The organism is Streptomyces sp. NBC_00252, assembly GCF_036187565.1.
Taxonomy (GTDB): Bacteria; Actinomycetota; Actinomycetes; order Streptomycetales; family Streptomycetaceae; genus Streptomyces.
Genome location: NZ_CP108087.1, coordinates 5971417 through 5996163, shown reverse-complemented (window position 1 = coordinate 5996163; position 24747 = coordinate 5971417). Strand labels below are relative to the sequence as shown.

The following is a 24747-nucleotide window of genomic DNA, read 5'->3' as shown; positions in this document are numbered from 1 at the left end:
CCGCGTGCCACTGACAGTCGGGCCGGGCTGTGGACAACCCGGTGACTGTGGAAAACGTGCTGGTCCTGCGCCTCGGCGGGCGGCGTGTGCGATGCGGTGCGGTGCGGTGCGGTGCGGTGACGGGTGGTCAGGCCAGGCAGACGTCGACATGCCGTTCGGCGAGGAGGGCGAGGATCTCCTCGAACGTCGGTGCGTGCGGAGCAGGGCCGAGGCAGGCGCGGGCGACGTCGGCGTCGTGCCAGACGAGGGTGAAGGGCGGGGCGGCTCCCCAGTTGCCGCGCAGGCAGTCGTTCAAGGCGTCCATGCCCCGACCGAAGTAGCCGGCGGGGCCGTTGACCGCCTCGCCCAGGGCGCAGAAGAAGCCGGGCGGGTCGGTGACGTGGCTGCCGTCGAGGTGGTAGGTGGTGCCCGGCGGGCGGTCCGGGGCGGTGTGGGGGTGGTTCGCCAGGGCCGTGGAAAGCCAGAACCGGCGGCCCGCGGCGTCGCAGCCGGCCCAGCGGTTCAGCTCGGAGGGGCGGCCCTCGCTCCAGAGGTCCCACACCTCCCGGGCCGCGAGCGGTGGCCGTTCCGACCACGGGTCGAGGGTGAGGTCGACCAGGCCCGGGCCGCGCGCGGACGGGATCCAGGCCCGTAACTCGCCCTCGGCTGCGGCCTGTACGGGCCGGCCGGACGAGTCGACGCGGACCACCTTGACGTGGCCCAGGTCCTCTTCCCCGGCGTCCAGTGCCGCCCGCAGCGCACCGCGCGGGGAGCAGCCCACCAGGCGCAGCGGGGGCTCCAGTTGTTCGGGGCGGTCCTCCTGGACGTGGGCCAAGTCCCGGCAGCCGCCCCAGGGTTCGCCGTTTGCGCCCCGTAACCGGTAGCCCGGGGACAGGGGCGGGCACTGCGGATAGTCGCGGGAGTTGTCGTCGGACCGGCTGCCCTCGACGGTGACATCCCTCAGCGACAGGTCACGCGCGCACGGGCGGTCGCCCAGGACGTGGACGTCCTCCAGCCACCATTCGCCCACTCCCCCGCCGCGCTTGTCGAGGGTCTCCAGGGTGAGCCGGCCGAGCGGCGCCGGACCGTCGGCACGCGCGCGTGCGAGGGCTGTCCGCAGGGCGCCCTCGGGTGTGCAGCCGAGGAGTTCGTTCGTCTCCCGCACGGGTGGGGGCGGGTCGGCGAAGAGGTCGTCGGCGTCCTGGCACAGGGCCCAGGTCTGCTCGTAGCCGTCCTCGCCGGCCGTCTCGGCTCCTTCGTCGTACGACAGCAGGACGTACTTCAGCGCCCCCACTGCGGCCCGCCGTCAGCGTGCGGCGAACGGCTGGTCCGTGGACACGATTTCGCGGCCCAGGGGGAACAGCGAGACGGGGATCAGCTTGAAGTTGGCGATGCCGAACGGGATGCCGATGATCGTGATGCACATGGCGATACCGGTGACGATGTGCGCGAGGGCCAGCCACCAGCCCGCGAGGACCAGCCACAGGACGTTGCCCACGCAGGAGGGGGCGCCCGCGTCCCGGCGCTCGACCGTCGTGTACCCGAAGGGCCACAGGGCGTAGACGCCGATACGGAAGGCGGCGATCCCGAAGGGGATGCCGATGATGGTGATGCACAGCAGCGCGCCCGCGAGCAGGTACCCGAGGAACAGCCAGAAGCCGCTCAGGACGAGCCAAATGACGTTCAGGATGGTTTTCACTGAGGGCGACCTGCCATCTTCTCGAGCCGGGCGATGCGCTCCGCCATCGGCGGGTGTGTCGAGAACATCTTGGAGAGTCCCTGGCCTGGGCGGAAGGGGTTCGCGATCATCATGTGGCTCGCGGTCTCGATGCGCGGCTCCGGGGGCAGCGGGAGCTGTTTGGTGCCCGCGTCGAGCTTGCGCAGGGCGCTCGCGAGGGCGAGGGGGTCTCCGGTGAGCTGGGCGCCCGAGGCGTCGGCCTCGTACTCCCTGGAGCGGCTGATGGCCAGTTGGATGAGGCTGGCCGCGAGGGGACCCAGGATCATGATCATCAGCATGCCCAGGATGCCGGGGCCGTCGTCGTCGTTCGAGCGGCCGATCGGGATCAGCCAGGCGAAGTTGACCAGGAACATGATCACCGAGGCGAGGGCGCCGGCGACCGACGAGATGAGGATGTCCCGGTTGTAGACGTGGCTCAGCTCGTGGCCGATGACTCCGCGCAGCTCGCGCTCGTCCAGGATGCGCAGGATGCCTTCGGTGCAGCACACCGCGGCGTTGCGCGGGTTGCGGCCCGTCGCGAAGGCGTTGGGGGCCTCCGTGGGCGAGATGTACAGGCGGGGCATGGGCTGGCGGGCCTGGGTGGAGAGGTCGCGGACCATCCGGTACAGGGCCGGGGCCTCGAACTCGCTCACCGGGCGGGCGCGCATCGCGCGTAGCGCCAGTTTGTCGCTGTTCCAGTACGCGTAGGCGTTCGTGCCCAGCGCGATCACGACCGCTACGACGAGGCCCGTGCGGCCGAAGAAGCTGCCGATGACGATGATGAGTGCCGACAGTCCCCCGAGGAGAACTGCGGTCCTGAGCCCGTTGTGCCGGCGGTGCACGGTACGCCCTCCAAATCGTGCAGCAGGGGAACCCTTTGCTTGCTGATCTCTGATGCCACTGGTCTCGTGGTGCACGTCCAGTGGACCCTTCCGCACTGGTCAACGCCAGGCGAGGGCCACTAGTTCCCTTGTGCGTGCGGCGCCGGGCGTGGGCCGTCCGGGTGAGGACGGTGGTATGTGCCGGTGGCTCAGGTGGTATGTGCCGGTGGCTCAGAAGAGCCCGGTGTCGGCGAAGCGCAGGACCAACTGGGGTGCTCCCGAGAGGGCGATCCCGAGGGCTCCGGTGAGGGCGATCGCGGCGGTGAGGGGTGCGGGGACGCGGTACTTGGTGTGCTCGCCCTCGGGGGCGCGGAACAACAGGGCCGTCCACTGGAGGTAGTAGAAGAGCGCGACCACCACGTTGACGGCCATGACGACCGCGAGCCAGCCCAGGCCCGCGTCGACGGCCGCCGAGAAGACGGTCACCTTCGCGAAGAGCCCGATGATCCCCGGCGGCAGTCCGGCCAGGCACAGCAGGAAGAACGCCAGGAGCAGCGCGGCCAGCGGGTTCGACGCGTACAGGCCGCGGTAGTCGCTGATCCGGTTGAGTGCCCTGCTACGGCCCACCAGCGCGGCCACGGCGAAGGCGCCGAGGTTCACGGCGGCGTACATGAGGGCGTAGGCGACGGTGGAGCCGATCGACTTCTGGGCGTCCTTGGAGTACGCGGCGGCGGCGATCGGCACCAGGAGGTAGCCGGCCTGGCCGACGGAGGACCAGGCGAGGAGCCGTACCGCGCTGTACGCGCGCGTGGCCTGTTGGCGCAGGGCGCCCAGGTTGCCGACCGTCATGGTGAGGGCGGCCAGGGCGGCGAGTGCCGGGCCCCACACGTCGGCGTACGACGGGAAGGCGACGACGGTGACGAGGATCAGGCCGGAGAAGCCGACCGCCTTGCCGACGACCGACAGGTAGGCGGCGATCGGGAGGGGCGCTCCTACGTACGTGTCGGGCACCCAGAAGTGGAAGGGGACGGCGGCCGTCTTGAAGGCGAAGCCGACGAGGGTGAGGACGACGCCGGTCTGGGCGAGGGTGTGGAACTGGCCGTCGACGTGCTGGATGCGGTCGGCGATCCGGGTGAGGTACAGGGTGCCTGTGGTGGCGTACACGAAGCTGACGCCCATCAGGCTGACCGCGGTCGCGGTGACCGAGGACAGGAAGAACTTGAGGGCCGCCTCGGCGGACTTCCTGTCGCCGTGCCGGATGCCGACGAGGGCGAAGGCGGGCAGGGAGGCCACCTCCAGGGCGACGATCAGGGTCGCGAGATCGCGGGAGGCGGGCAGCAGAGCGGCGCCCGCGGCGGAGGACAGCAGCAGGAACCAGTACTCCCCTTCGGGGAGTCCCCTGTCGGCGTCCTTCAGGGTGGTGATCGACAGAAGGGCTGCCAGGAGGGCGCCGCCGAGCACCAGGAACTGGATGACCAGGGTGAAGCGGTCCGCCGTGTAGCTGCAGGCGGTCGCGTCGCCGGAGAGGCAGAAGGTGGCGCGGTCGCCGTCCAGGAGGGGCAGCAGCATCAGGGCGGAGGCGGCCAGGCCCGCGACCGACACCCAGCCCAGGAGCGCTTTTCTGGCCTCCGGGAGGAACAGATCGGCGACGAGGACCACCAGGCCGACGACCGCCGTGAGGGTGGGCGGTGCGATCGCGAGCCAGTCGACGGACTGGACCATCGACTCCGCGAGAGGCTGGGCCGGGGCGCTCATCGGGTGCCTCCTGAGAGGAGCTGCTGCACGGCCGGGTCGGTCAGGCCGAGGAGTGCCTTCGGCCACAGGCCGGCGGCGACGGTGAGGACGACGAGCGGGGTCCACGCGGCGAACTCGTACGTCTGGACGTCGGCGAGCTTCGGGGCCTCCTGCGCCACGGCGCCCATGCAGACGCGGCGGACCACGGCGAGCATGTACGCGGCCGTCAGGAGGGTGCCGAAGGCCGCGATCGCCATGAAGGTGAGGAACGCGGGCCGGCTCAGGTCGGCGGCGGGCTTGAACGCGCCGAACAGGGCCAGCATCTCGCCCCAGAATCCGGCGAGTCCGGGCAGTCCTAGCGAGGCGACGGCGGCGAACGCGAGCAGGCCGCCGAGGCGCGGTGCCTTGCCGTAGAGGGCCGCGCCGGTCTCCTCCGCGAGGGTGTCGAGGTCGGTGGTGCCCGTGCGGTCCTTGAGGGCGCCGACGAGGAAGAACAGCAGGCCGGTGATGAGGCCGTGGGCGATGTTGGCGAACAGCGCGCCGTTCACGCCGGTCGGCGTCATCGTCGAGATGCCGAGCAGGACGAAGCCCATGTGGCCGACGGAGGAGTACGCGATGAGGCGCTTGAGGTCGCCCTTCGCACCCCGTTTCGCGAGGGCGAGGCAGGCCAGGGAGCCGTAGACGATGCCGACGACGGCGAAGGCGGCGAGGTACGGCGCGAAGGTGTGCATGCCGTCGGGGGCGACCGGCAGCAGGATGCGGACGAACCCGTACGTGCCCATCTTCAGCAGCACGCCGGCCAGCAGGACCGAGCCGACGGTCGGGGCGGCGGTGTGGGCGTCGGGCAGCCAGCTGTGCAGGGGCCACATCGGGGTCTTGACCGCGAGCCCGATCCCGATCGCCAGAACGGCGATGACCTGCACGGATGTGGTCAGCGACCGGCCGTTGTCAGTGGCGAGTGCCACCATGTCGAATGTGCCCGCTTTGATCCCGATCAGGAGCAGGCCGAGCAGCATGACGACGGAGCCGAGCAGCGTGAAGAGGATGAACTTCCAGGCGGCCTGGGTCCGTTGGGCGCCGCCCCAGCGGGCGATGAGGAAGTACATCGGGATCAGGACGGTCTCGAAGGCGAGGAAGAAGAGGATCAGGTCGAGGACGGCGAAGGTGGCGAGGGTGCCGGACTCCAGGACGAGGATCAGGGCGACGAACGCCTTCGGGGACGGGTCAGCGGCCCGCGGCGTCAGCCGCTGATGTTGCTGCTTGAAGTAGGAGTAGAGCGCGCAGAGGAAGGTCAGCAGCGCGGTCAGGACCAGGAGGGGGAGGGAGATGCCGTCGATGCCGAGGTGGATGCGCACGTCGAGTGCGGGGATCCAGCTGATGTCGGTCGTGGCCTGCATCTTCGACGGATGGTCGTGGTCGAAGCCGAGCGCGAGGACGATCGCGGCGATGAGGATCACGCCGGTCACCGTCACGCCGTGCCGCAGTACGGCCTGCTCGGGCGACTTCCCCTTCAGCCCGGGCGGGGCCGGCAGCAGGGCCGCGACGGCGCCGAGGAGCGGGCCGACGACGATGAACGCCAGAAGGACCTGCATCACGGACTCGTTGATATCGATCACGCCTGCTCACGCTCCCGTGGCGACGAGGAGGACGGCGACCGTCAGGACGACGGTGCCGGCGAGCAGCGCGCTCACATAGGTCTGCAGATTGCCGGTCTGGGCGCGCCTGACGGCGGCTCCGAGGAGGCGGGGCAGGGTGCCCGCGCCGCGTACGTAGGTGTCGACGACCTCGCGGTCGAGGAACCGGACGAGATCCGCCGCCGCCAGCACGGGGCGGACGAACAGCGCCCCGTAGACGGCGTCCAGGTGGAAGCCGGTGACCGCGTGGCGGTGCAGCGGGCCGAGCAGGAGACGGCCCGGGTCCGCCGGGTCGGGTGCCGAGGCGACATCTCCGTAGGCGGGCGTGTGGCTCGCGATGGCCTCGGCCTCGACGAGTCCCGCGTCGCCCTCCGGGTGGGCGGCGACCGCGCCCAGGGGCGCGCCGGCCGCGAACGCGGTGGTCTGGCGCCAGGCGCCGTAGGTGACGACGACACCGACGAGGGCCACGCCCGTGCCGAGCACCGAGGTGGTGAGCGTCGGGGTGAGGTCGCGGCCGTCGAACCAGTCGGGGAGCACGCGGTAGGCGAGTCCGCCGAGGGCGAGGGACGGGACGGCGAGCACCCACAGCACGGCGTTCATCGCCACCGGCTGCCTGCCGTGGTCGGGGGCTTCGGCTCCCTTGCCGTGGAAGGCGAGCAGCCACAGGCGCGTCGCGTACGCGGCGGTGAGGAGGGCCGCGAGCAGACCGGCGCCGAGGACGATCCAGCCCGCGGCGCCGGGGATGTGCGCGGTGTCTCCGGTGGCCGCGTGTTCGGCGGCACCGAGGACGGACTCCTTGGAGAAGAACCCGCTGAAGGGCGGGATCGCGGCGAGCGCGAGGAGCGCCACGGTCATCGTCCAGAAGGCGTCGGGTACGCGGGCGCGGACATTGCCCATACGGGACATGGCCGCGAGCGAGTTGGTGCCGGTGGCGTGGATGACGACACCGGCCGCGAGGAACAGCAGCGCCTTGAAGGCGCCGTGGGACAGGAGGTGGAAGACGGCGGCACCGCGGTCGCCGACGGCGAGGGCGCCGGTCATGTAGCCGAGCTGGCCGATCGTCGAATAGGCGAGGACGCGTTTGATGTCGTCCTGGGCGAGCGCGGCGAGGCCGGACCCGGCCATCGTCACGGCGGCCATGACGGCGAGGACGACCATCGCGGCCGAGGAGGCCTCGAAGACCGGGAGGAGCCGGGCGACGAAGTACACACCGGCGGCGACCATCGTCGCGGCGTGGATCAGCGCGGAGACGGGGGTCGGGCCCGCCATCGCGTCGGGGAGCCACGTGTGCAGCGGGAACTGCGCCGACTTGCCCGCCACGCCGGCCAGGAGCAGCAGCGCGATCAGCGTCGGGTGGTGCAGCCCGCCGTGCGCGACGGTGTCCAGGACCTTGGTGATGCGGAAGGACCCGGCGTCGGTGGCGAGCGCGAACAGGCCGATCAGGAAGGGGACATCGCCGAGTTTGGTGACGAGGAAGGCCTTGATGGAGGCGGCGCGGGCCTCCGGGGTCTCCCAGTAGTGGCCGACGAGGAAGTAGGAGCAGATGCCCATGACTTCCCAGCCGACCAGCAGCACGATCAGGTCACCGGAGTAGACGACGAGGAGCATCGCGGAGGTGAAGAGGGAGACGAGGGCGGCGTACGACGGATAGCGCGGGTCGTCGCGCAGATAGCCCGTCGAGTAGATCTGCACACAGGTGGCGACGAAGGCGACGAGTACGGCGACGAGGGCGGCGAAGCCGTCGATGTGCAGGGCGAGTTCGATCGGGACCGAGCCGGTCGGCGTGAGCTCGGTGGCGGCGTCGACGGCCGCGTCACCGCCCTGGCCTACGGCGACGACCGCGGCCAGCGCGAGCGCGGCGAGCGACGGCAGGACGGCGAGCGGGCGGACGAACCCGGGGGCGGTACGGCCCAGGAGCAGGCCGGCCGCGGCTCCGAGGAACGGGAGGAGGGGGACGAGGACGGCGAGGGTGGTCGTGGTCACGCGGTGGCCTCAGCCTTCTTGGCCGTGGGGGGCTGGGGGCCGGTGTCGTTGCCGCTGTCGTTGTCGCCGCCGTTGTCGTCCGGGCCGTGGTTTCCGTTCGGGCCGTCAGGTCCGTCCGGGCCGCCGGTCTCGTGGCCCTCGGCCGTGTCGCGGAGCTTGTCGATGTCCGAGGTGCCGCGGGCGCGGTAGACGGCGAGGACGATCGCAAGGCCGATGCCGATCTCCGCGGCGGCGATGGCGATGGTGAACAGGGTCAGCGCCTGGCCGGAGTGCAGCTTCTCCTCGGCGGTCCGGCTGAGCCAGACGTCGAAGGCGACGAGATTCAGGTTCACGGCGTTGAGCATCAGCTCGACCGACATGAGGACGAGGATCGCGTTGCGGCGGGCGAGGACGCCGTAGATGCCGGTGCAGAAGAGGAGGGCGGCGAGCACGGCGGGATAGACGAGGTGCATCAGCGGGCTCCCTTCTGCTCGGTCGGATCGTTGCCTTGAGGCGGGCTATTTCGCTCGAACGTGTGATTACGGGAATCCGGGACGGATGGGGAACTACCGGTCGGCGGTCGGGAGTTCACAGGGGGAGAGCTCGACTCGGCCTTCGCCTTGCGGGATAGGACGATCGCGCCGACCAGTGCGGCGAGGAGGAGGACGGAGAGGGCCTCGAAGGGGAGGACCCAGTGCTGGAACAGGCTCGCGCCGGTCACCGCGGTCGAGCTGGCGGCCGGACCGTCCAGGTCCATCCAGGTCGCGCGGAAGGCGTCGACGACGACCCAGACCAGGGCCGCCGCGGCGGCGCCGGCCACGGCGAGGGCGGCCCAGCGGTTGCCGGAGTCGGCGTCCGGGGAGCGGCCGATGGGGGCCTTGGTGAGCATCAGCCCGAAGAGAAGGAGGACGACGACGGAACCGACATAGATGAGGACCTGCACCCAGGCGATGAACTCGGCGGTGAGCAGGAGGTATTCGACGGCCACTCCCCCGAGGGCCACCACGAGCCACAGGGCGGCGTGCACCAGCTGCCTGGTGGTGACGGTGACGAGGGCCGCGCCGAAGGTGACCAGGCCGACGAGGAGGAAGGCGATCTCGACGCCGGTCGGGGAGAGGAAGCCGTGCGGGTGGCCGGTGGCGGCGGTGGCGGTGGCCGTGACGGTTGCGGCGAGGGTCATGACTGGCCCTCCGGCGGGTCGGCGGGGTCGACGACGGGCTTCGGGTGCGTGGCCTCGGCCGGGTTGGGCTGCGCGGACTCGGCGGGCTCGGGGGGCTCAGCGGGCGGGGCCTGCGTGGGCTTGGGGTGCGTGGCCTCGGTGACCGCTGCGGCTTGCGTGGGCTCTACGGACTCCCCGGCTCGCGTAGCCTCCGCGGCTTGCGCAGCCTGTGCTGCTTCCGCGGCTTGCGCTGCCTGTGTCGCCGCCAGCTTCTCGGCGGTTTTGCGGGCGGCGGCGATCTCCTTGGGTTCCTCGGCGGCGGGGTCGAGGGCGGGTGGGGCCGGGACCGTCCACATCCACTCGCGGAGCTTGTCGCGTTCGTGGGTGAGTTCGTGGATGTCGGTCTCGGCGTACTCGAACTCCGGGGACCAGAACAGCGCGTCGAAAGGACAGACCTCGATGCAGATACCGCAGTACATGCACAGGGAGAAGTCGATGGCGAAGCGGTCGAGGACGTTGCGGCTGCGCTCGCGACCACCAGGGGCCGCGGCCGGGATCGTCTCCTTGTGGGAGTCGATGTAGATGCACCAGTCGGGGCACTCGCGGGCGCAGAGCATGCAGACCGTGCAGTTCTCCTCGAACAGGCCGATGACTCCGCGGGTGCGGGGCGGGAGATCGGGCTGGGTGTCCGGGTACTGCTCGGTGACGGTCTTCTTCGTCATCGTGCGGAGGGTGACGGCCAGGCCCTTGGCCAGACCGGAGCCCGGGATCGGGGCCATCAGAGGAACACCACCTTCACGACGCCGGTGAGGGCGATCTGAGCGAGGGAGAGGGGGACGAGGAGGGTCCAGGAGAGTTTCTGGAGCTGGTCCTCGCGCAGGCGGGGATAGGTGACGCGGAGCCAGATGACGACGAAGGCGAGGATCGCGGTCTTCACCAGGGTCCACACCCAGCCGAGGCCGTCCGCGCCCCAGGGGCCGTGCCAGCCGCCCAGGAAGAGGACGGTGGTCAGGCCGCACAGGACGACGATTCCGGCGTACTCGGCGAGGAGGAAGAGGGCGAAGCGGAGACCGGTGTATTCGGTGTAGGCGCCGAAGATGATCTCGGAGTCGGCGACGGGCATGTCGAAGGGGGGCCGTTGGAGTTCGGCGAGGCCGGCGATGAAGAACACGATCGCGCCGACGATCTGCCAGGGCAGCCACCACCAGTGGAAGGCGTCGAGGATGCCGGGGAGGGAGACCGTGCCGGCCGCCATCGCCACGGAGGCGGCGGTGAGCAGCATGGGGAGTTCGTAGGCGAGGAGTTGTGCGGCGGTGCGGAGGCCGCCGAGGAGAGAGAACTTGTTGGCGGAGGCCCAGCCGGCCATGAGTGAGCCGAGGACGCTGACGCCCATCACCGCGAGGACGAAGAAGATGCCCGCGTCCAGGACCTGACCGACCGCGCCCTCGCCCGGGCCGATCGGGATGGCGAGGAGGACGAGGAGGTACGGGAGGAGGGCGACGGCTGGGGCGAGTTGGAAGACACGGCGGTCCGCTTCCGCCGGGACGATGTCTTCCTTCTGGGCGAACTTCACGCCGTCGGCGACGAGTTGGGCCCAGCCGTGGAAGCCGCCAGCGTACATCGGGCCGAGGCGGCCCTGCATGTGGGCCATCACCTTGTGCTCGGTCTGACCGACGATCAGGGGGAAGGTGAGGAAGACGACGAAGACGATCAGGAGTCGCAGGGCGACGTCTAGCGCGTCGTTCACTGCGGGCCTCCTGTGGGGGTGTCGGGGGTTGAGTCTTCGGGGGTTTTGGGTTCGGGGGCACCCGTGGCCGGTTCGGGGGCCGGTGAATCCGACCTGGGTGTGGGAGAGTCCGGCTCGGTTGCGGGCGGGTCGGCTTCGGTCGGCGATCCGTCGGCCGGCTCCTTGGCGGGGCTCGGCTTCGGCTCGGACTCGGGCTTGGCTTCGGACACCGGCGCGGGTCCGGGCTCCGGCTCGGCTTCGGATACCGGTGCGGGTCCGGGCTCCGGCTTGGCTTCAGATACCGGCGCGGTTCCGGATTCCGGCTCGGCTTCGGATTCCGGCGCAGGTCCGGATTCCGGCTCGGCTTCGGATACCGGCGCAGGTCCGGATTCCGGCTTCGCTTTGGACACCGGCGCAGGCTTAGTCGCGAGGTCGCGCTCCGACACCGGCGCGGGCAGGGCCTCAGCCTCGGGCTCGCGCTCCGACACCGGCGCCGACTCCGCCTCGGGCTCTGCCTCCCGCCCCGGCTCCGGCTCCGTGAAGGCTGGGCGGGCGTTGTGCCACGGGGCGTCCGTGCTGCGGGGTGCGGTGGGGGGCTTGGCGGTGCTGCCCTGCCGTGTCGATGGCGAGGCCTGTGACGGTTCTGCGCCGGGTGTTGATTCCGGTTCCACCGCAGGTGTCTGTGCCTGTGCGCTTGCCTGTTGCGATGCCGAACCTTCACTCGCGCTGCGGGAGCGGCGAGGGGGTGTCGAGCCTGTCCCCTGTTGGCTCGCCGAGCCTTCCGAGGCGCTGCGGGTGCGGCGGGGCGCGGCCGGGGTTCCCGAACCCTGTTCCGCGCGGTCGGCACCGGTCACCTGGCCTTGGTTCCGGCCCTGGCTCACCGAACCCTCGCTCGCGCTGCGCGCCCGGCGCGGTCCCGCAGGCCTCACCGCAGGGGCGTGACCACCCTCGGCCGACTCCCCCTGACCCTGACCCTGGCCCTGGGTCTGATCCTGGCCCTGGGTCTGATCCTGGCCCTGGGTCTGATCCTGGCCCTGGGTCTGATCCTGGCCCTGGCCCTGGCCCTCGGCCGATGGCACCGCGCTCTCACCCGCCGGCGTTGCCCTCTCAGCCGACGGCACTTCACTCCCAGCTGGCGGCACTTCACTCCCAGCCGACGGCACCGCACCGGCGCCCGGCGGCACTGCCTTCCCGGCCGACGGCACCACACCGTCACCCGACGGCACCGCGCCCTCGGCCGTACCGCCCCCAGCTGTACCCCCCTGGCTAGCCGACCCCTCCGAAGCCGAACGGGCGCGCCGTGCAGGGCGATCGCCGGCTCCACGCGCCGGGGTGTCACCCGCCGTACGGGCCGGAGTCTCACGCCCCGGGCGGGCCGGGCGCTCGGCCGCCGCGCGTCCCGCGCCCCGCGCGGGGCGGGCCGGGGCTGCGGGGAGTTGGCCCTTCAGTGGGCCCCACTCGTTCGGGTCGGGGACGCCTGGGGGGAGCATCTGGCGGCGTTTGGGGGCGCCGTGGTCCGACTCACCCGGTTCCTTCGCGCCGGGCCAGGCCTTGGCGACGCGGGCGGCGAGGACGAAGTCCTTGCGGAGGGGGTGGCCTTCGAAGGTTTCCGGGAGGAGGAGGTGGTCCAGTCCCGGGTGGCCCTCGAAGTCGACGCCGAACATCTCGTGGGTCTCGCGCTCGTGCCAGGCGGCGCCCGCGTAGATGTCGACGGCGCTGGGGAGTACCGGGGTCTCGTGCGGGACCGTCGTACGGACGAGGAGTCGGCGTACCGGTGACAGGACGACGACATGGGCGGCGACGCGGAAGCCGGTGCCGGGTTCGTCGACCGCGCTCAGCCAGTCGAAGTAGGTGCAGCCCAGGTCGTCGCGGGCGGTGCGGAGGGCGGCGAGCCAGGTGGTGGGGGGTACGTCGACGGTGAGGAGTGCGTACGACTCCTCGGCCGTGGCCTCCGTACCGAACAGTTCCTCAACCGGGGCAGGCAGCCAGCCGACGGCGGTCATCGGACATCCCCCGAGCCTGACTCCGGCCCAGCCTCCGACGCCGAACCGGTCCCCGGACCAGACCCGGCCCCCGGACCAGACCCGGCCCCCGGACCAGACCCGGCCCCCGGCCCAGACCCCGACTCCGAACCGGACCCCGGCCCAGACCCGACCCCCGGCCCAGACTCCGAACCGGACCCGGACACCGATCCAGCCTCTCGCCCCGACCCCGACCCCGAATCAGAAGCCGAGCCGGAGTCAGAAGCCGAGCCGGAATCACCACCAGAACCAGAACCCGCACCAGAACCCGCGCCGGCCCCCGCATCCGAACCCGTGCCCGCACCGGTACCCGCGCCGGCGCCAACCCCCGCATCGGCACCGGAGCCCGCACCGGAACCCGCACCCGCAGAACCCCCACCAACCCCCGCCGGAGACCCCACCCCCGGCGCCGCGACCAACCCGCTCTGCAGCGCAGCCGTAGAAGGCCGGGCCGCGCTCACTCCGTACCGCTCCCCGAGCGACTCCCGAGCGATCTTCTCCTGGAGTTTGAGGATGCCCTGGAGGAGCGCTTCGGGGCGGGGCGGGCAGCCGGGGACGTAGACGTCGACCGGGATGATCTGGTCGACGCCCTTGGTGACCGAGTAGGAGTCCCAGTACGGGCCGCCGCAGTTGCTGCACGCGCCGAAGGAGATGACGTACTTGGGCTCGGGCATCTGCTCGTAGAGGCGTTTCACGGCGGGGGCCATCTTGTCCGTGACCGTGCCGGAGACGACCATCAGGTCGGCCTGGCGCGGGCCCGGCGCGAAGGGGATCACGCCGAGGCGGATGAAGTCGTGGCGGGCCATGGACGCGGCGATGAACTCGATCGCGCAGCAGGCGAGGCCGAAGTTGAAGACCCAGAGGGAGTACCGGCGGCCCCAGTTGAGGACGACCTTCATGGGTTCGGGGGCGAGGCGGGCGAGGGCGCCCAGGCGTTTCGGCTCGGGGAGGTACACCGGCTGAACCGGCTGCCCGTCGGAGTCCGGTGTCGTCACGTCCATGCCAGGACGCCCTTCTTGTATGCGTACAGCAGGCCCACGGCCAGGAAGCCGAGGAAGATGAACATCTCGACGAGGGTGGTCGCGCCGTAGCCGGGCGCGGCGAAGACCGTCGCCCAGGGGAAGAGGAAGATCGAGTCGACGGCGAAGACGACGTACAGGAACGCGTAGACGTAGTACCGGACTTGGGTGTGGGCCCAGCCCTCGCCGACCGGGTCGACACCGCACTCGTACGTCAGGAGTTTCTCGGGGGTCGGGACCACCGGGCGCAGCAGGCGGCCCGCGCCGAAGGCCACGGCGACGAAGAGCACGCCGACGACGGCGAGCAGTCCGACGACGGAGTAGGACCGGAAGTAGTCCGCCGCGACGACGACCCCAGCCGGCTCCCGCACGGCCGACGACAAGGTTCCTGGCAGGGACTCCCGCACGGCCGACGACACAGTCCGCGGCACGGAATCCCGCAAGGTCGCCGACATGGACCCCGGCAAGGACTCCCGCACAGCCGCCGACAAGGCCCCCTGCACCATCTCCCGCACGTCCGACCCCTCCTCCGCCCGATACCCGTACCCGCGCCGATGCCCGCGCTGCCCCGGTGACGCATGTGACCGCTGTGTTCGACGATCCGTACGCACGGGAGTCTAGGCCCTGTTAAAGGGACCGTAAGCAGTACGTCGTGCCCGGGGATCCACCGGAGACGCCAGGGAATGTGCCGTGGGAGAAGCCGTTCGAGGCTCCACGCGTGCCGGCACGGGAGGCCGCGTCGGAGATACACCGAAGACACCCCCGAAGATCCGTCGGAGACGCATGGTGGGGTTTTCCCCAGGAGACCCGGGCGGCGGACCTCATGGCGCCGGGGCGCGCGAGGCGGCACGCTGGCCCATATGACCGTACGCATCCCCTACGCCGACCCGGCGGCACCCGGTGGCGAGCTCGACGAGCCGTTGCCGCCGGCCCGCTTCGCCTACGACCGGCACACCTGGAAGGAGATCGCGCATCTCCTGGCCAATCTGCCGATATCGGTGTTCGGCTTCGTCTATGTGGCGACGACGCTGTTCCTCAGCGCCGGGCTGACCATCACCGTGGTCGGATTCCCGCTGCTCGCGCTGGCGTTGATGGGCGCGCGGCTGATCGGGAAGTTCGAGCGGGGCCGGGCCCGGCGGCTGCTCGGGGTGCGGATCGACGAGCCGAGCCCGTTGCCGTGGCGCAAGGGCGGCGGGCTCGTGCAACGGGTGTGGATGGCGCTGAAGGACCCGGTGGCCTGGCGGACGGTGCTGTACGACGGGATGCGGCTGCCGTGGGGCATCGTCACCTTCACCGTCACGCTGACCTCGCTGTTCGTGCTGTGGCCCGTGCTGCCGTTCATCGCGCGCGGGCTGGCCAACGTGGACCGTGCGATGGTCCGCGGCCTCCTCTCCCCCTCCGACGAGCTGGAACGCCGTATCGCCGAACTGGAGTCGGACCGCGGTGTCGTGGTCGACACGGCGGCGGCGGATCTGCGGCGCATCGAGCGCGACCTGCACGACGGCGCGCAGGCCCGGCTGGTCAATCTGGCGATGGGGCTGGGGCTGGCCAAGGAGAAGCTGCTGGAGGGCCAGGCCGACGAGCATGTCGCCGCGATGGTCGACGAGGCGCACGGTGAAGTGAAGCTGGCGCTGCAGGAGTTGAGGGATCTGGCGCGCGGCATCCACCCGGCGGTGCTGACCGACCGCGGCCTCGACGCCGCCCTGTCCTCCGTCGCCTCGCGCTGCACGGTGCCGGTGAAGGTGACCGCCGACATCGGCGAGCGCCCGGCCGCGGCGATCGAGGGCATCGCGTACTTCACCGTCTCCGAGCTGCTGCAGAACATCAGCAAGCACAGCGGCGCCCGTACGGCGTCGGTGGACGTCTGGCGGTCCGACGACCGGCTGCTGATCCAGGTCTGGGACGACGGCCGCGGCGGCGCCAGCCTCGACGGCGGCACCGGCATGCGCGGCCTCGCGGAGCGGCTGGGCGCGGTCGACGGCCTGTTCGTCCTCGACTCCCCGCCCGGCGGTCCCACGACCGTCACCGCGGAACTCCCCTGGCGCGAACGCACCGCCAACGAGGCCGGCAGCCAGCGCTAGCGCCCCCTTCTGCCCACACCGAAGACCCCGTCACGGACCTCGTCACCGACCCCGTCACCCCGACCGTTCCGGCACGCGCGGCCCCGCCGCCCGCACCGGCGCGGTCGACGGCATGTCCGACATCTGTCACCGGCGGGCGGCGACAGGTGGTCACGGGGTAGGGAAAACCCCCCGCCCGGGACGCCGACGGACTCCATGGTTCCCGGGCCGCCCTTCGACCAGTCTGGAGATAGGACAGCACGGCTGCGGATACGAGTAGAACGGGACGACACCGATGGCCACGGAGTACGGGCAGGGGTACGGAATGCACGGGACGGTCGCCGACGAGCGGACGCGGCGCCGGCTGCCGACCGTGCTGCGCGCACCGGTCGAGGCACGCAGCTGGCGGGAGCTGGGCTATGTCCTGCTGAGCCTGCCCATCAGCATTCTGCTCTTCACCTACGCCGTCACGATGGTGTCGCTGGGCGCGGGCCTGCTGATCACGTTCCTCGGGGTGCCGGTCCTGGCGGGCGCGCTGGCCGGCTGCCGCGGTTTCGGCGCGCTGGAGCGGGCGCGGGCCCGCGGGCTGCTCGGCCTGGACGTCGCCGACCCCGAGCCGCTGCGCCTGAAGAAGAACGGCCCGATGGCGTGGATGGGCGCGGTCCTCAAGAGCGGCACGTCCTGGCGCCACCTGCTGTACGCGGTGCTGCACTTCCCCTGGGCGGTCTTCTCCTTCGTCGTCGCCCTCAGCTTCTGGTCGTACGGCTGGGCCCTCCTGACGTACCCGCTGTGGTTCTGGGTCTTCCCGGTCTACGCCGGCCAGGGCGGCCTGCAGCTCTACGGCGACCAGCACCACCAGATCTACCTGGACAACCCCTTCGAGATCACCGTCACCGCGCTGATCGGACTGCTGTTCACGCTGGCCACGCCGTGGATCGTGCGGGCGCTGACGATGGTGGACCGGGTGATGGTGCGGGGGCTGCTCGGACCGTCGACGCTGGCGACGCGGGTCGTGGAGCTGGAGTCGGACCGGGGTGTCGTGGTCGACACGGCGGCGGCGGATCTGCGGCGGATCGAGCGCGACCTGCACGACGGGGCGCAGGCCCGGCTGGTGGCGCTGGCGATGGATCTGGGGCTGGCGAAGGAGAAGCTGACGGAGGACCCGGAGGCGGCGGCGCGGATGGTGGGCGAGGCGCACGGTGAGGTGAAGACGGCGCTGCAGGAGCTGCGGGATCTGGCGCGGGGGATCCACCCGGCCGTGCTGACCGACCGGGGGCTCGACGCGGCCCTCTCCTCCGTGGCCTCGCGGTGCACGGTGCCGGTGCAGGTGGAGGTGGATCTGCCCTCGCGGCCGGCTGCGGCGATCGAGGGGATCGCGTACTTCACCGTCTCCGAGCTGCTGCAGAACGTGAGCAAGCACGCGCAGGCGACGTGGGTCGCCGTGGATGTGTGGCGGGTGGAGAACCGGCTGATGCTGCAGGTCGTGGACAACGGGGTCGGCGGGGCGGATGCCTCCGGCGGTTCCGGGCTTGCCGGTCTTGCCGGGCGGCTGGACGCGGTGGACGGGATTCTGGTGGTGGACTCACCGGTGGGCGGGCCCACCCGGATCACGGCGGAGCTGCCCTGGCGGGGTTGAGAGCGTGAGGGGTTGACGGGGGTGGCCCGGCTGTCCTGCCCTCCGGGGCTCCGCCCCCAGACCCCAATCCGCCCCCAGGAACCCCGTCGGCCCTGAAGGGGCCTCGTCCCCACACGCCGGACGGGCTGGATCCCCGCCCCCTCCCCACACCCCCCGATTCCCTCCCCCGCCCGCACTTCGGCGTGAACCCTGGAATGCTGGACCTGTTCTGTGGACGGACGCGGGTCGACGTGGGCCGGGCAGGGTGGCAATGGGGGGCCGAACATCGTGGAGGACAGGGTGCAGGTGGTCATCGCCGAGGATTCAGTGCTGCTCAGGGAGGGCCTGACCCGGTTGCTGACCGACCGCGGGCACGACGTGGTGGCCGGGGTGGGTGACGGGGTCGCGCTGGTGAAGACGATCACCGAGCTGGCGGCGCAGGGCGCGCTGCCGGACGTGGTCGTGGCCGACGTACGGATGCCGCCGACGCACACAGACGAGGGTGTGCGGGCCGCGGTGGAGCTGCGCAAGGCGCATCCCGGTCTCGGCGTGCTGGTGCTGTCGCAGTACGTGGAGGAGCGCTACGCCACCGAACTGCTGGCCGGTTCCACGCACGGCGTCGGCTATCTGCTGAAGGACCGGGTGGCCGAGGTGCGGGAGTTCGTGGACGCCGTGGTGCGGGTCGCGTCGGGGGGTACCGCGCTGGACCCCGAGGTCGTCGCGCAGTTGCTCGGGCGCAGCCGTAAGCAGGACGTGCTGGCGGGACTGACCCCCCGTGAGCGCGAGGTGCTGGGGCTGATGGCCGAGGGACGCACGAACTCCGCGATAGCCCGGCAGCTCGTGGTGAGCGACGGCGCGGTCGAGAAGCACGTCAGCAACATCTTCCTGAAGCTGGGACTGTCACCGAGTGACGGGGATCACCGGCGTGTTCTGGCCGTCCTCACGTACCTCAACTCCTGACGAACTGACACTGTGTCAGCCGCCAGGTCGCCGACCGGCGGTTGTTCATCGCCGTCAGTCCACTGTCAGTCCACCGTCAGTGGGTTTCGAGAACCGGACAATGCACGGGAGCGTCGTCGAGCGAAGTGCCGGGGGGCAGGAAATCATGACAAGTCAGGGCGCCAGGCCGTCTCAAAACAGCGTCCATCATGCGAACGGCCGCAGGAAGGCGACCCTTACAGACGTAGGGTTGATCCTGGGAGGGTCGGCCGTACGACCATGCCCGGACAGCGTCCTCGAAGAGGAGGTCCAGTTCAGTGACCAGCCAGGTCAGTAGCCCAGCGGAGCAGGCCGACGGAGCCGACAGCACGTTGGTAGGGGAACAACGCAAACCGGCGGGGGTGAAGGACGTCCAACGCCTGGACCGGGTCATCATCCGGTTCGCCGGTGACTCGGGTGACGGTATGCAGCTCACCGGCGACCGCTTCACCTCGGAGACGGCGTCCTTCGGGAACGACCTCTCCACACTGCCGAACTTCCCGGCCGAAATCCGCGCCCCCGCAGGCACCCTGCCGGGGGTTTCGTCGTTCCAGCTGCATTTCGCCGACCACGACATCCTGACCCCGGGCGACGCGCCGAACGTTCTGGTCGCGATGAACCCGGCCGCACTGAAGGCGAACATCGGTGATGTTCCGCGCGGTGCGGAGATCATCGTCAACACCGACGAGTTCACCAAGAGGGCGCTGCAGAAGGTGGGTTACTCCGCCTCGCCGCTCGACGACGGCTCACTGGACGGCTACAGCCTGCACCCCGTCCCCCTCACCACCCTCACCGTCGAGGCGCTCAAGGACTTCGGCCTCACCCGCAAGGAGGCCGAGCGCAGCAAGAACATGTTCGCGCTGGGCCTGCTGTCGTGGATGTACCACCGGCCGACCGAGGGCACCGAGAAGTTTCTCAAGACCAAGTTCGCGAAGAAGCCCGACATCGCGGCCGCCAACATCGCCGCGTTCAGGGCGGGTTGGAACTTCGGCGAGACGACGGAGGACTTCGCGGTCTCCTACGAGGTCGCCCCGGCCGCCACCGCGTTCCCGACCGGCACCTACCGCAACATCTCCGGGAACCTGGCCCTGTCCTACGGCCTGGTCGCCGCGTCCCGGCAGGCGGACCTCCCGCTGTTCCTGGGCTCGTACCCGATCACCCCGGCCTCGGACATCCTGCACGAGCTGAGCCGGCACAAGAACTTCGGCGTCCGCACCTTCCAGGCCGAGGACGAGATCGCGGGCATCGGGGCGGCCCTCGGGGCGGCCTTCGGGGGTTCTCTCGCCGTCACGACCACGTCCGGCCCGGGTGTCGCGCTGAAGAGCGAGACCATCGGACTCGCCGTGTCGATGGAACTCCCGCTGCTCGTCCTGGACATCCAGCGCGGCGGGCCCTCCACCGGGCTGCCGACCAAGACCGAGCAGGCCGACCTGCTCCAGGCGATGTTCGGGCGCAACGGCGAGGCGCCGGTCCCGATCGTCGCCCCGTGCACCCCGGCCGACTGCTTCGACGCGGCGATCGAGGCCGCGCGGATCGCGCTCACCTACCGCACCCCGGTGATGCTCCTCTCGGACGGCTACCTGGCCAACGGCTCCGAGCCCTGGCGCATCCCCGACATCGACGAACTCCCGGACCTCACCGTCCAGTTCGCCCAGGGCCCGAACCACACCCTGGACGACGGCAGCGAGGTCTTCTGGCCGTACAAACGCGACCCGCAGACCCTGGCCCGCCCGTGGGCCATCCCCGGCACCCCCGGCCTCGAACACCGCATCGGCGGCATCGAGAAGCAGGACGGCACCGGCAACATCTCCTACGACCCCGCCAACCACGACTTCATGGTCCGCACCCGCCAGGCCAAGATCGACGGGATCGACGTACCGGATCTGGACGTCGACGACCCGCACGAGGCACGCACGCTGGTCCTCGGCTGGGGTTCGACGTTCGGCCCGATCACGGCGGCGGTACGGCGGCTGCGCGCGTCCGGCGAGTCCATCGCACAGGCGCATCTGCGCCACCTCAACCCCTTCCCGCGGAACCTCGGCGCGGTCCTCAAGCGCTACGACCGGGTGGTGATCCCCGAGATGAACCTCGGTCAGCTCGCCACCCTGGTGCGGGCGAAGTACCTGGTGGACGCGCACTCGTACAACCAGGTGAACGGCATGCCGTTCAAGGCTGAGCAGCTCGCCACGGCTCTCAAGGAGGCCATCGATGGCTGAGACGTCCACGGAAGGCACGGGCACGATCGAGGCACTTTCGCTCGTCCCCAAGGCCGAGGCAGTGCAGTCCATGAAGGACTTCAAGTCCGATCAGGAAGTGCGCTGGTGCCCCGGCTGCGGTGACTACGCGATCCTCGCGGCGGTGCAGGGTTTCATGCCGGAACTGGGCCTCGCCAAGGAGAACATCGTCTTCGTCTCCGGCATCGGCTGCTCCTCCCGCTTCCCGTACTACATGAACACGTACGGCATGCACTCGATCCACGGCCGCGCCCCCGCGATCGCGACCGGACTGGCCGCGTCCCGGCGGGACCTGAGCGTCTGGGTGGTCACGGGCGACGGCGACGCGCTGTCGATCGGCGGCAACCACCTGATCCACGCCCTGCGCCGGAACGTCAACCTGAAGATCCTCCTCTTCAACAACCGGATCTACGGTCTGACGAAGGGTCAGTACTCGCCGACCTCCGAGGTCGGGAAGATCACCAAGTCGACGCCGATGGGCTCCCTGGACGCGCCCTTCAACCCGGTGTCGCTGGCGATCGGCGCGGAGGCGTCCTTCGTGGCCCGGACGATCGACTCGGACCGCAAGCACCTCACCCAGGTGCTGCGCGAGGCCGCCGCCCACCCCGGCACGGCCCTCGTGGAGATCTACCAGAACTGCAACATCTTCAACGACGGCGCCTTCGACGCCCTGAAGGACCGCCGGCAGGCCGAGGAGGCGGTGATCCGGCTGGAGCACGGGCAGCCGATCCGCTTCGGCGCCGACGGCGCGCGGGGGGTCGTACGGGATGCGGCGACCGGTGATCTGAAGGTGGTCGACGTGACGCCGGCGAACGAGGCCGAGATCCTGGTCCACGACGCCCACGCGACCTCCCCGACCACGGCGTTCGCGCTGTCCCGGCTGGCCGACCCGGACACCCTGCACCACACCCCGATCGGGGTGCTGCGGTCGGTGGAGCGGCCGGTCTACGACACGCAGATGGCCGACCAGCTCGACACGGCGATCGTGCAGAACGGCAAGGGCGACCTGGCCGCGCTGCTGGCGGGCGGGGACACCTGGACGGTCGTGGGCTGACCGTCACGGCCGCACGGAAGGGGCGGGCCCGGGCACCTCGGCGGCGCCGGCCCGCCCCTTCGCCGTGTCGTAGGCCTCCCGCGCCGCCAGCACCTTCTCCAGCCGGTCCTGGGTCCACCGGGCCAGGCCCCGCACCTGTTCGGCGGCCTCGCGGCCCAGGTCGGTGAGGGAGTAGTCGACGCGCGGCGGGATCACCGGCTTGGCGTCGCGGTGGACCAGGCCGTCCCGCTCCAGGGTCTGCAGGGTCTGGGCGAGCATCTTCTCGCTCACCTGCCGCACCTCGCCGATCGCGCGGCGGAGTTCGCTGAAACGGTAGGGGCGGTCGAGGAGCTCGATGAGGACGAGCACGCCCCAGCGGGACGTGACGTGCTCCATGACCAGGCGGTGCGGACACATCGCCTCGGCCTCGGCGGTGACACGGCTGCTGGACACCTCTGCGCTTACTGCCATGCCAGTACCTTACTTCAAAGTGGGTACTTTCCAAGAGTTAGCGCCGCCCCTAGGGTTAGTGCCACGCACCGCATCCCCTCCAAGGAGTCATCACCATGAGCATCGTCGTCACCGGAGCCACCGGACACCTCGGCCGCCACGTAGTGGAGCAGTTGCTCGAGAAGGTTCCGGCCGACCGGATCACCGCCGTCGTCCGCACCCCGGAGAAGGCCGCCGACTTCGCGGAGCGCGGCGTGAAGATCGCCGTCGCGGACTACAACAACCCCGAGACCTTCGGCAGCCTCTTCGCCGCGGGCGACAAGGTGCTGCTGATCTCCGGCAACGAGTTCGACAAGGGCCGCGTCGGCCAGCACCAGGTCGTCATCGACGCCGCGAAGGCCGCCGGCGTCGCCCTCCTCGCCTACACCAGCGCGCCGGGCACCCTCACCGCCGCCCTGGCCGACGACCACCGCGGCACCGAGCAGGCGCTGCTCGCGTCCGGAGTGCCCTACGCCCTGCTCCGCAACGGCTGGTACAACGAGAACTACACCGAGAACCTCGCCCCCGTGCTGGAGCACGACGCCGTCGTGGCCGCCGCGGGTGACGGCCGGATCTCCACCGCCTCGCGCGCCGACTACGCCGCTGCCGCCGTCGCCGTGCTGACCGGCGAGGGCCACGAGAACCAGACGTACGAGCTGGGCGGCGACGAGGCGTGGAGCTTCGCCGAGTACGCGGCCGAGCTGAGCCGCCAGACCGGCAAGGAGATCGCCTACAACAGCGTGCCCGGCGAGACGCTCGTCGGCATCCTCACCGGCGCCGGTCTGCCCGAGCCGTTCGCCGCGATCCTCGCCGGTGTCGACGCGTCCATCGCGAAGGGCGAACTGGTCGTCTCCAGCGGCGACCTGTCCCGGCTTTCGGGCCGCCCGACCACGCCGATCAGCGAGTCGATCGCCCTCGCGCTGAAGGGCTGACCCGCCTCCCGGCCGTCTCACCGCCACGGGCCGCGTCATGACCGTATGGCGATACGGGCATGACAGCCGGGCCCGCTCGGCGCTACCTTCGTGCTGGCCGCGCCGACGCGGCCGAGCGGGGCACGTGCGAAGGAGGGGCCCGTGAGCGGGAGGCCGAAGGGCGACCAGCACCACATAGGACTGCTGAACGGTTTCGCTGCCTACGGCATGTGGGGCCTGGTCCCGCTGTTCTGGCCGCTGCTGAAGCCCGCCGGCGCCGCCGAGATCCTCGCCCACCGCATGGTGTGGTCGCTCGCCTTCGTCGCCGTGGCGCTCCTGGTGATCCGGCGCTGGGCCTGGGCCGGTGAACTCCTGCGCCAGCCGCGCAAGCTGGGCCTCGTGACGATCGCCGCGGCCTTCATCACCGTCAACTGGGGCGTCTACATCTGGGCCGTGAACAGCGGCCACGTCGTCGAGGCCTCCCTCGGCTACTTCATCAACCCCCTCGTCACCATCGCGATGGGCGTCCTCCTCCTGAAGGAACGGCTGCGCCCCGCGCAGTGGGCCGCGGTCGGCGTCGGCCTCGCCGCCGTCCTCGTCCTGGCCGTCGGCTACGGCCAGCCGCCGTGGATCTCCCTCACGCTCGCGTTCTCCTTCGCCACGTACGGCCTGGTGAAGAAGAAGGTCAACCTCGGCGGCATCGAGTCACTGGCCGCGGAGACCGCGATCCAGTTCTTCCCCGCGCTCGCCTACCTGCTGTGGCTCAACGCCAACGGCACCCTGACCTTCGCCCAGGAGGGCGCGGGCCACGCCACCCTTCTCGCCTCCACCGGCATCGTCACCGCCCTCCCCCTCGTCTGCTTCGGCGCGGCGGCGATCCGGGTCCCGCTGTCGACCCTGGGCCTGCTCCAGTACCTGGCACCGGTCTTCCAGTTCCTGCTGGGCATCCTGTACTTCCACGAGTCGATGCCCCCCGCCCGCTGGGCGGGCTTCGCCCTGGTGTGGCTGGCCCTGGCCCTGCTGACGACGGACGCATGGCGAACGGCCCGACGCGACAGGGCCACGGCGGCGGCGCTACGACGGAACAGCGCGGCCACGACTCCCACGACCCCGGCGGACACGGTCGAGGCGTAGCCCCGCGGGAGCGCCGCGCCGGTGCCAGAGTGAGGGCCATGACACTGACGCCCGAACCGGCCGCGCCCACCACGCCCCTCCACTGGAAACTGGTCATCGACGCGGCGGACCCGCACGCCCAGGCGGACTTCTGGGCCGCCGCGCTCCACTACGAGGCCGAGGACAACAGCGCCCTGGTCCAACAGCTCCTGGAAATGGGCGCGTTGCCCGCTGCGGCGACCGTCCACTTCCACGGCCGCCCCGCCTTCCGCGACCTGATGGCCGTACGGCATCCCGACGACCCCTACGACAAGCAGCGCGGCACCGGCCTCGGCCGCCGCATCCTCTTCCAGCGCGTACCGGAGTCGAAGACGGTCAAGAACCGCCTGCACCTCGACCTGCACCCCGGCCCGGAGCGGCGCGAGGCCGAGGTGGAGCGGCTGACCGGGCTCGGCGCGAGCCTGCTGCGGCGGGTGTCGGAGCCGGCCGGGACGTGGGTGGTGATGACGGACCCCGAGGGCAACGAGTTCTGCGTCGCCTAG

21 protein-coding genes and 1 pseudogene are annotated in these 24747 nt (G+C 71.0%); 8 read left to right on the top strand and 14 right to left on the bottom strand.

The genetic code is table 11. The features are described 5' to 3' along the window. Positions 1–127 precede the first annotated feature (127 nt). The 13 genes and pseudogenes from OHT77_RS26445 to OHT77_RS26385 all read right to left on the bottom strand — a co-directional run bounded on the left by OHT77_RS26445 (position 128) and on the right by OHT77_RS26385 (position 14143). The gene (locus OHT77_RS26445; RefSeq protein ID WP_328830951.1) at positions 128–1273 is read right to left on the bottom strand and encodes a barstar family protein; all 1146 of its coding nucleotides are present in this window, start codon (positions 1271–1273) and stop codon (positions 128–130) included. Positions 1274–1285: 12 nt separating this feature from the next. Continuing rightward, on the bottom strand, positions 1286–1678 hold the full coding sequence (locus tag OHT77_RS26440; RefSeq protein WP_328830950.1) for a YccF domain-containing protein: 393 nt from the start codon (positions 1676–1678) through the stop codon (positions 1286–1288). Further along, positions 1675–2538, bottom strand: coding sequence for a zinc metalloprotease HtpX (gene htpX / locus OHT77_RS26435; protein ID WP_043682714.1), 864 nt, complete (start codon positions 2536–2538; stop codon positions 1675–1677). The genes OHT77_RS26440 and htpX overlap by 4 nt, the downstream gene beginning before the upstream one ends. 210 nt (positions 2539–2748) lie before the next feature. Then, positions 2749–4272, bottom strand: coding sequence for an NADH-quinone oxidoreductase subunit N (locus tag OHT77_RS26430; protein WP_328830949.1), 1524 nt, complete (start codon positions 4270–4272; stop codon positions 2749–2751). Then, positions 4269–5867 (bottom strand): complex I subunit 4 family protein, encoded by a 1599-nt coding sequence (locus OHT77_RS26425; protein WP_328830948.1) that lies wholly within the window; start codon positions 5865–5867, stop codon positions 4269–4271. The genes OHT77_RS26430 and OHT77_RS26425 overlap by 4 nt, the downstream gene beginning before the upstream one ends. Positions 5868–5873: 6 nt before the next feature. Next, positions 5874–7868: an NADH-quinone oxidoreductase subunit 5 family protein gene (locus tag OHT77_RS26420; protein WP_328830947.1), complete on the bottom strand. Its 1995-nt coding sequence runs from the start codon at positions 7866–7868 to the stop codon at positions 5874–5876. After that, positions 7865–8320, bottom strand: a complete 456-nt coding sequence (gene nuoK, locus OHT77_RS26415) for an NADH-quinone oxidoreductase subunit NuoK (RefSeq protein ID WP_328830945.1) — start codon at positions 8318–8320, stop codon at positions 7865–7867. Before nuoK ends, OHT77_RS26420 begins: the two co-directional genes overlap by 4 nt. Beyond that, positions 8320–9027, bottom strand: a complete 708-nt coding sequence (locus OHT77_RS26410; protein ID WP_328830944.1) for an NADH-quinone oxidoreductase subunit J family protein — start codon at positions 9025–9027, stop codon at positions 8320–8322. Before OHT77_RS26410 ends, nuoK begins: the two co-directional genes overlap by 1 nt. Next, positions 9024–9785, bottom strand: coding sequence for a NuoI/complex I 23 kDa subunit family protein (locus tag OHT77_RS26405; protein WP_328830943.1), 762 nt, complete (start codon positions 9783–9785; stop codon positions 9024–9026). Before OHT77_RS26405 ends, OHT77_RS26410 begins: the two co-directional genes overlap by 4 nt. Further along, entirely contained in the window at positions 9785–10753 is a 969-nt protein-coding gene (locus OHT77_RS26400) for a complex I subunit 1/NuoH family protein (protein ID WP_266769469.1), read from the bottom strand. Before OHT77_RS26400 ends, OHT77_RS26405 begins: the two co-directional genes overlap by 1 nt. Continuing rightward, on the bottom strand, positions 10750–12735 hold the full coding sequence (locus OHT77_RS26395; protein ID WP_328830942.1) for an NADH-quinone oxidoreductase subunit C: 1986 nt from the start codon (positions 12733–12735) through the stop codon (positions 10750–10752). The genes OHT77_RS26400 and OHT77_RS26395 overlap by 4 nt, the downstream gene beginning before the upstream one ends. Positions 12736–13061: 326 nt before the next feature. Then, positions 13062–13754 (bottom strand): annotated as a pseudogene (locus OHT77_RS26390) (NADH-quinone oxidoreductase subunit B); the annotation flags it as partial. Beyond that, on the bottom strand, positions 13745–14143 hold the full coding sequence (locus OHT77_RS26385; protein WP_328830941.1) for an NADH-quinone oxidoreductase subunit A: 399 nt from the start codon (positions 14141–14143) through the stop codon (positions 13745–13747). The gene OHT77_RS26385 and the pseudogene OHT77_RS26390, both read right to left, overlap by 10 nt. A gap of 489 nt (positions 14144–14632) precedes the next feature. Between OHT77_RS26385 and OHT77_RS26380 the strand changes: the two genes are divergently transcribed. The 5 genes from OHT77_RS26380 to OHT77_RS26360 all read left to right on the top strand — a co-directional run bounded on the left by OHT77_RS26380 (position 14633) and on the right by OHT77_RS26360 (position 21713). Then, entirely contained in the window at positions 14633–15853 is a 1221-nt protein-coding gene (locus OHT77_RS26380; protein WP_328830940.1) for a sensor histidine kinase, read from the top strand. Positions 15854–16127: 274 nt separating this feature from the next. Then, positions 16128–17468 carry a sensor histidine kinase gene (locus OHT77_RS26375; RefSeq protein WP_328830939.1) on the top strand — a complete coding sequence of 447 codons (1341 nt, stop codon included), beginning with the start codon at positions 16128–16130 and terminating at the stop codon, positions 17466–17468. 279 nt (positions 17469–17747) lie between these two features. Further along, positions 17748–18407 (top strand): response regulator transcription factor, encoded by a 660-nt coding sequence (locus tag OHT77_RS26370; protein ID WP_323185555.1) that lies wholly within the window; start codon positions 17748–17750, stop codon positions 18405–18407. Positions 18408–18703: 296 nt separating this feature from the next. Beyond that, the gene (locus tag OHT77_RS26365; RefSeq protein WP_328830938.1) at positions 18704–20641 is read left to right on the top strand and encodes a 2-oxoacid:acceptor oxidoreductase subunit alpha; all 1938 of its coding nucleotides are present in this window, start codon (positions 18704–18706) and stop codon (positions 20639–20641) included. Then, positions 20634–21713, top strand: coding sequence for a 2-oxoacid:ferredoxin oxidoreductase subunit beta (locus OHT77_RS26360; protein ID WP_328830937.1), 1080 nt, complete (start codon positions 20634–20636; stop codon positions 21711–21713). Before OHT77_RS26365 ends, OHT77_RS26360 begins: the two co-directional genes overlap by 8 nt. A 3-nt stretch (positions 21714–21716) precedes the next feature. On the opposite strand, the gene OHT77_RS26355 is transcribed toward OHT77_RS26360, so the two are convergent. Further along, positions 21717–22163 (bottom strand): winged helix-turn-helix transcriptional regulator, encoded by a 447-nt coding sequence (locus OHT77_RS26355; protein WP_328830935.1) that lies wholly within the window; start codon positions 22161–22163, stop codon positions 21717–21719. 95 nt (positions 22164–22258) lie between these two features. Between OHT77_RS26355 and OHT77_RS26350 the strand changes: the two genes are divergently transcribed. From OHT77_RS26350 to OHT77_RS26340, 3 genes are all read left to right on the top strand, one after another. Beyond that, positions 22259–23113: an SDR family oxidoreductase gene (locus tag OHT77_RS26350; protein ID WP_328830934.1), complete on the top strand. Its 855-nt coding sequence runs from the start codon at positions 22259–22261 to the stop codon at positions 23111–23113. Between the two features lie 141 nt (positions 23114–23254). Further along, complete coding sequence (rarD, locus tag OHT77_RS26345; protein ID WP_328830933.1) at positions 23255–24226, top strand: EamA family transporter RarD; 972 nt, start codon at positions 23255–23257, stop codon at positions 24224–24226. A 38-nt stretch (positions 24227–24264) separates the two neighbouring features. Further along, the gene (locus tag OHT77_RS26340) at positions 24265–24747 is read left to right on the top strand and encodes a VOC family protein (protein ID WP_328830932.1); all 483 of its coding nucleotides are present in this window, start codon (positions 24265–24267) and stop codon (positions 24745–24747) included.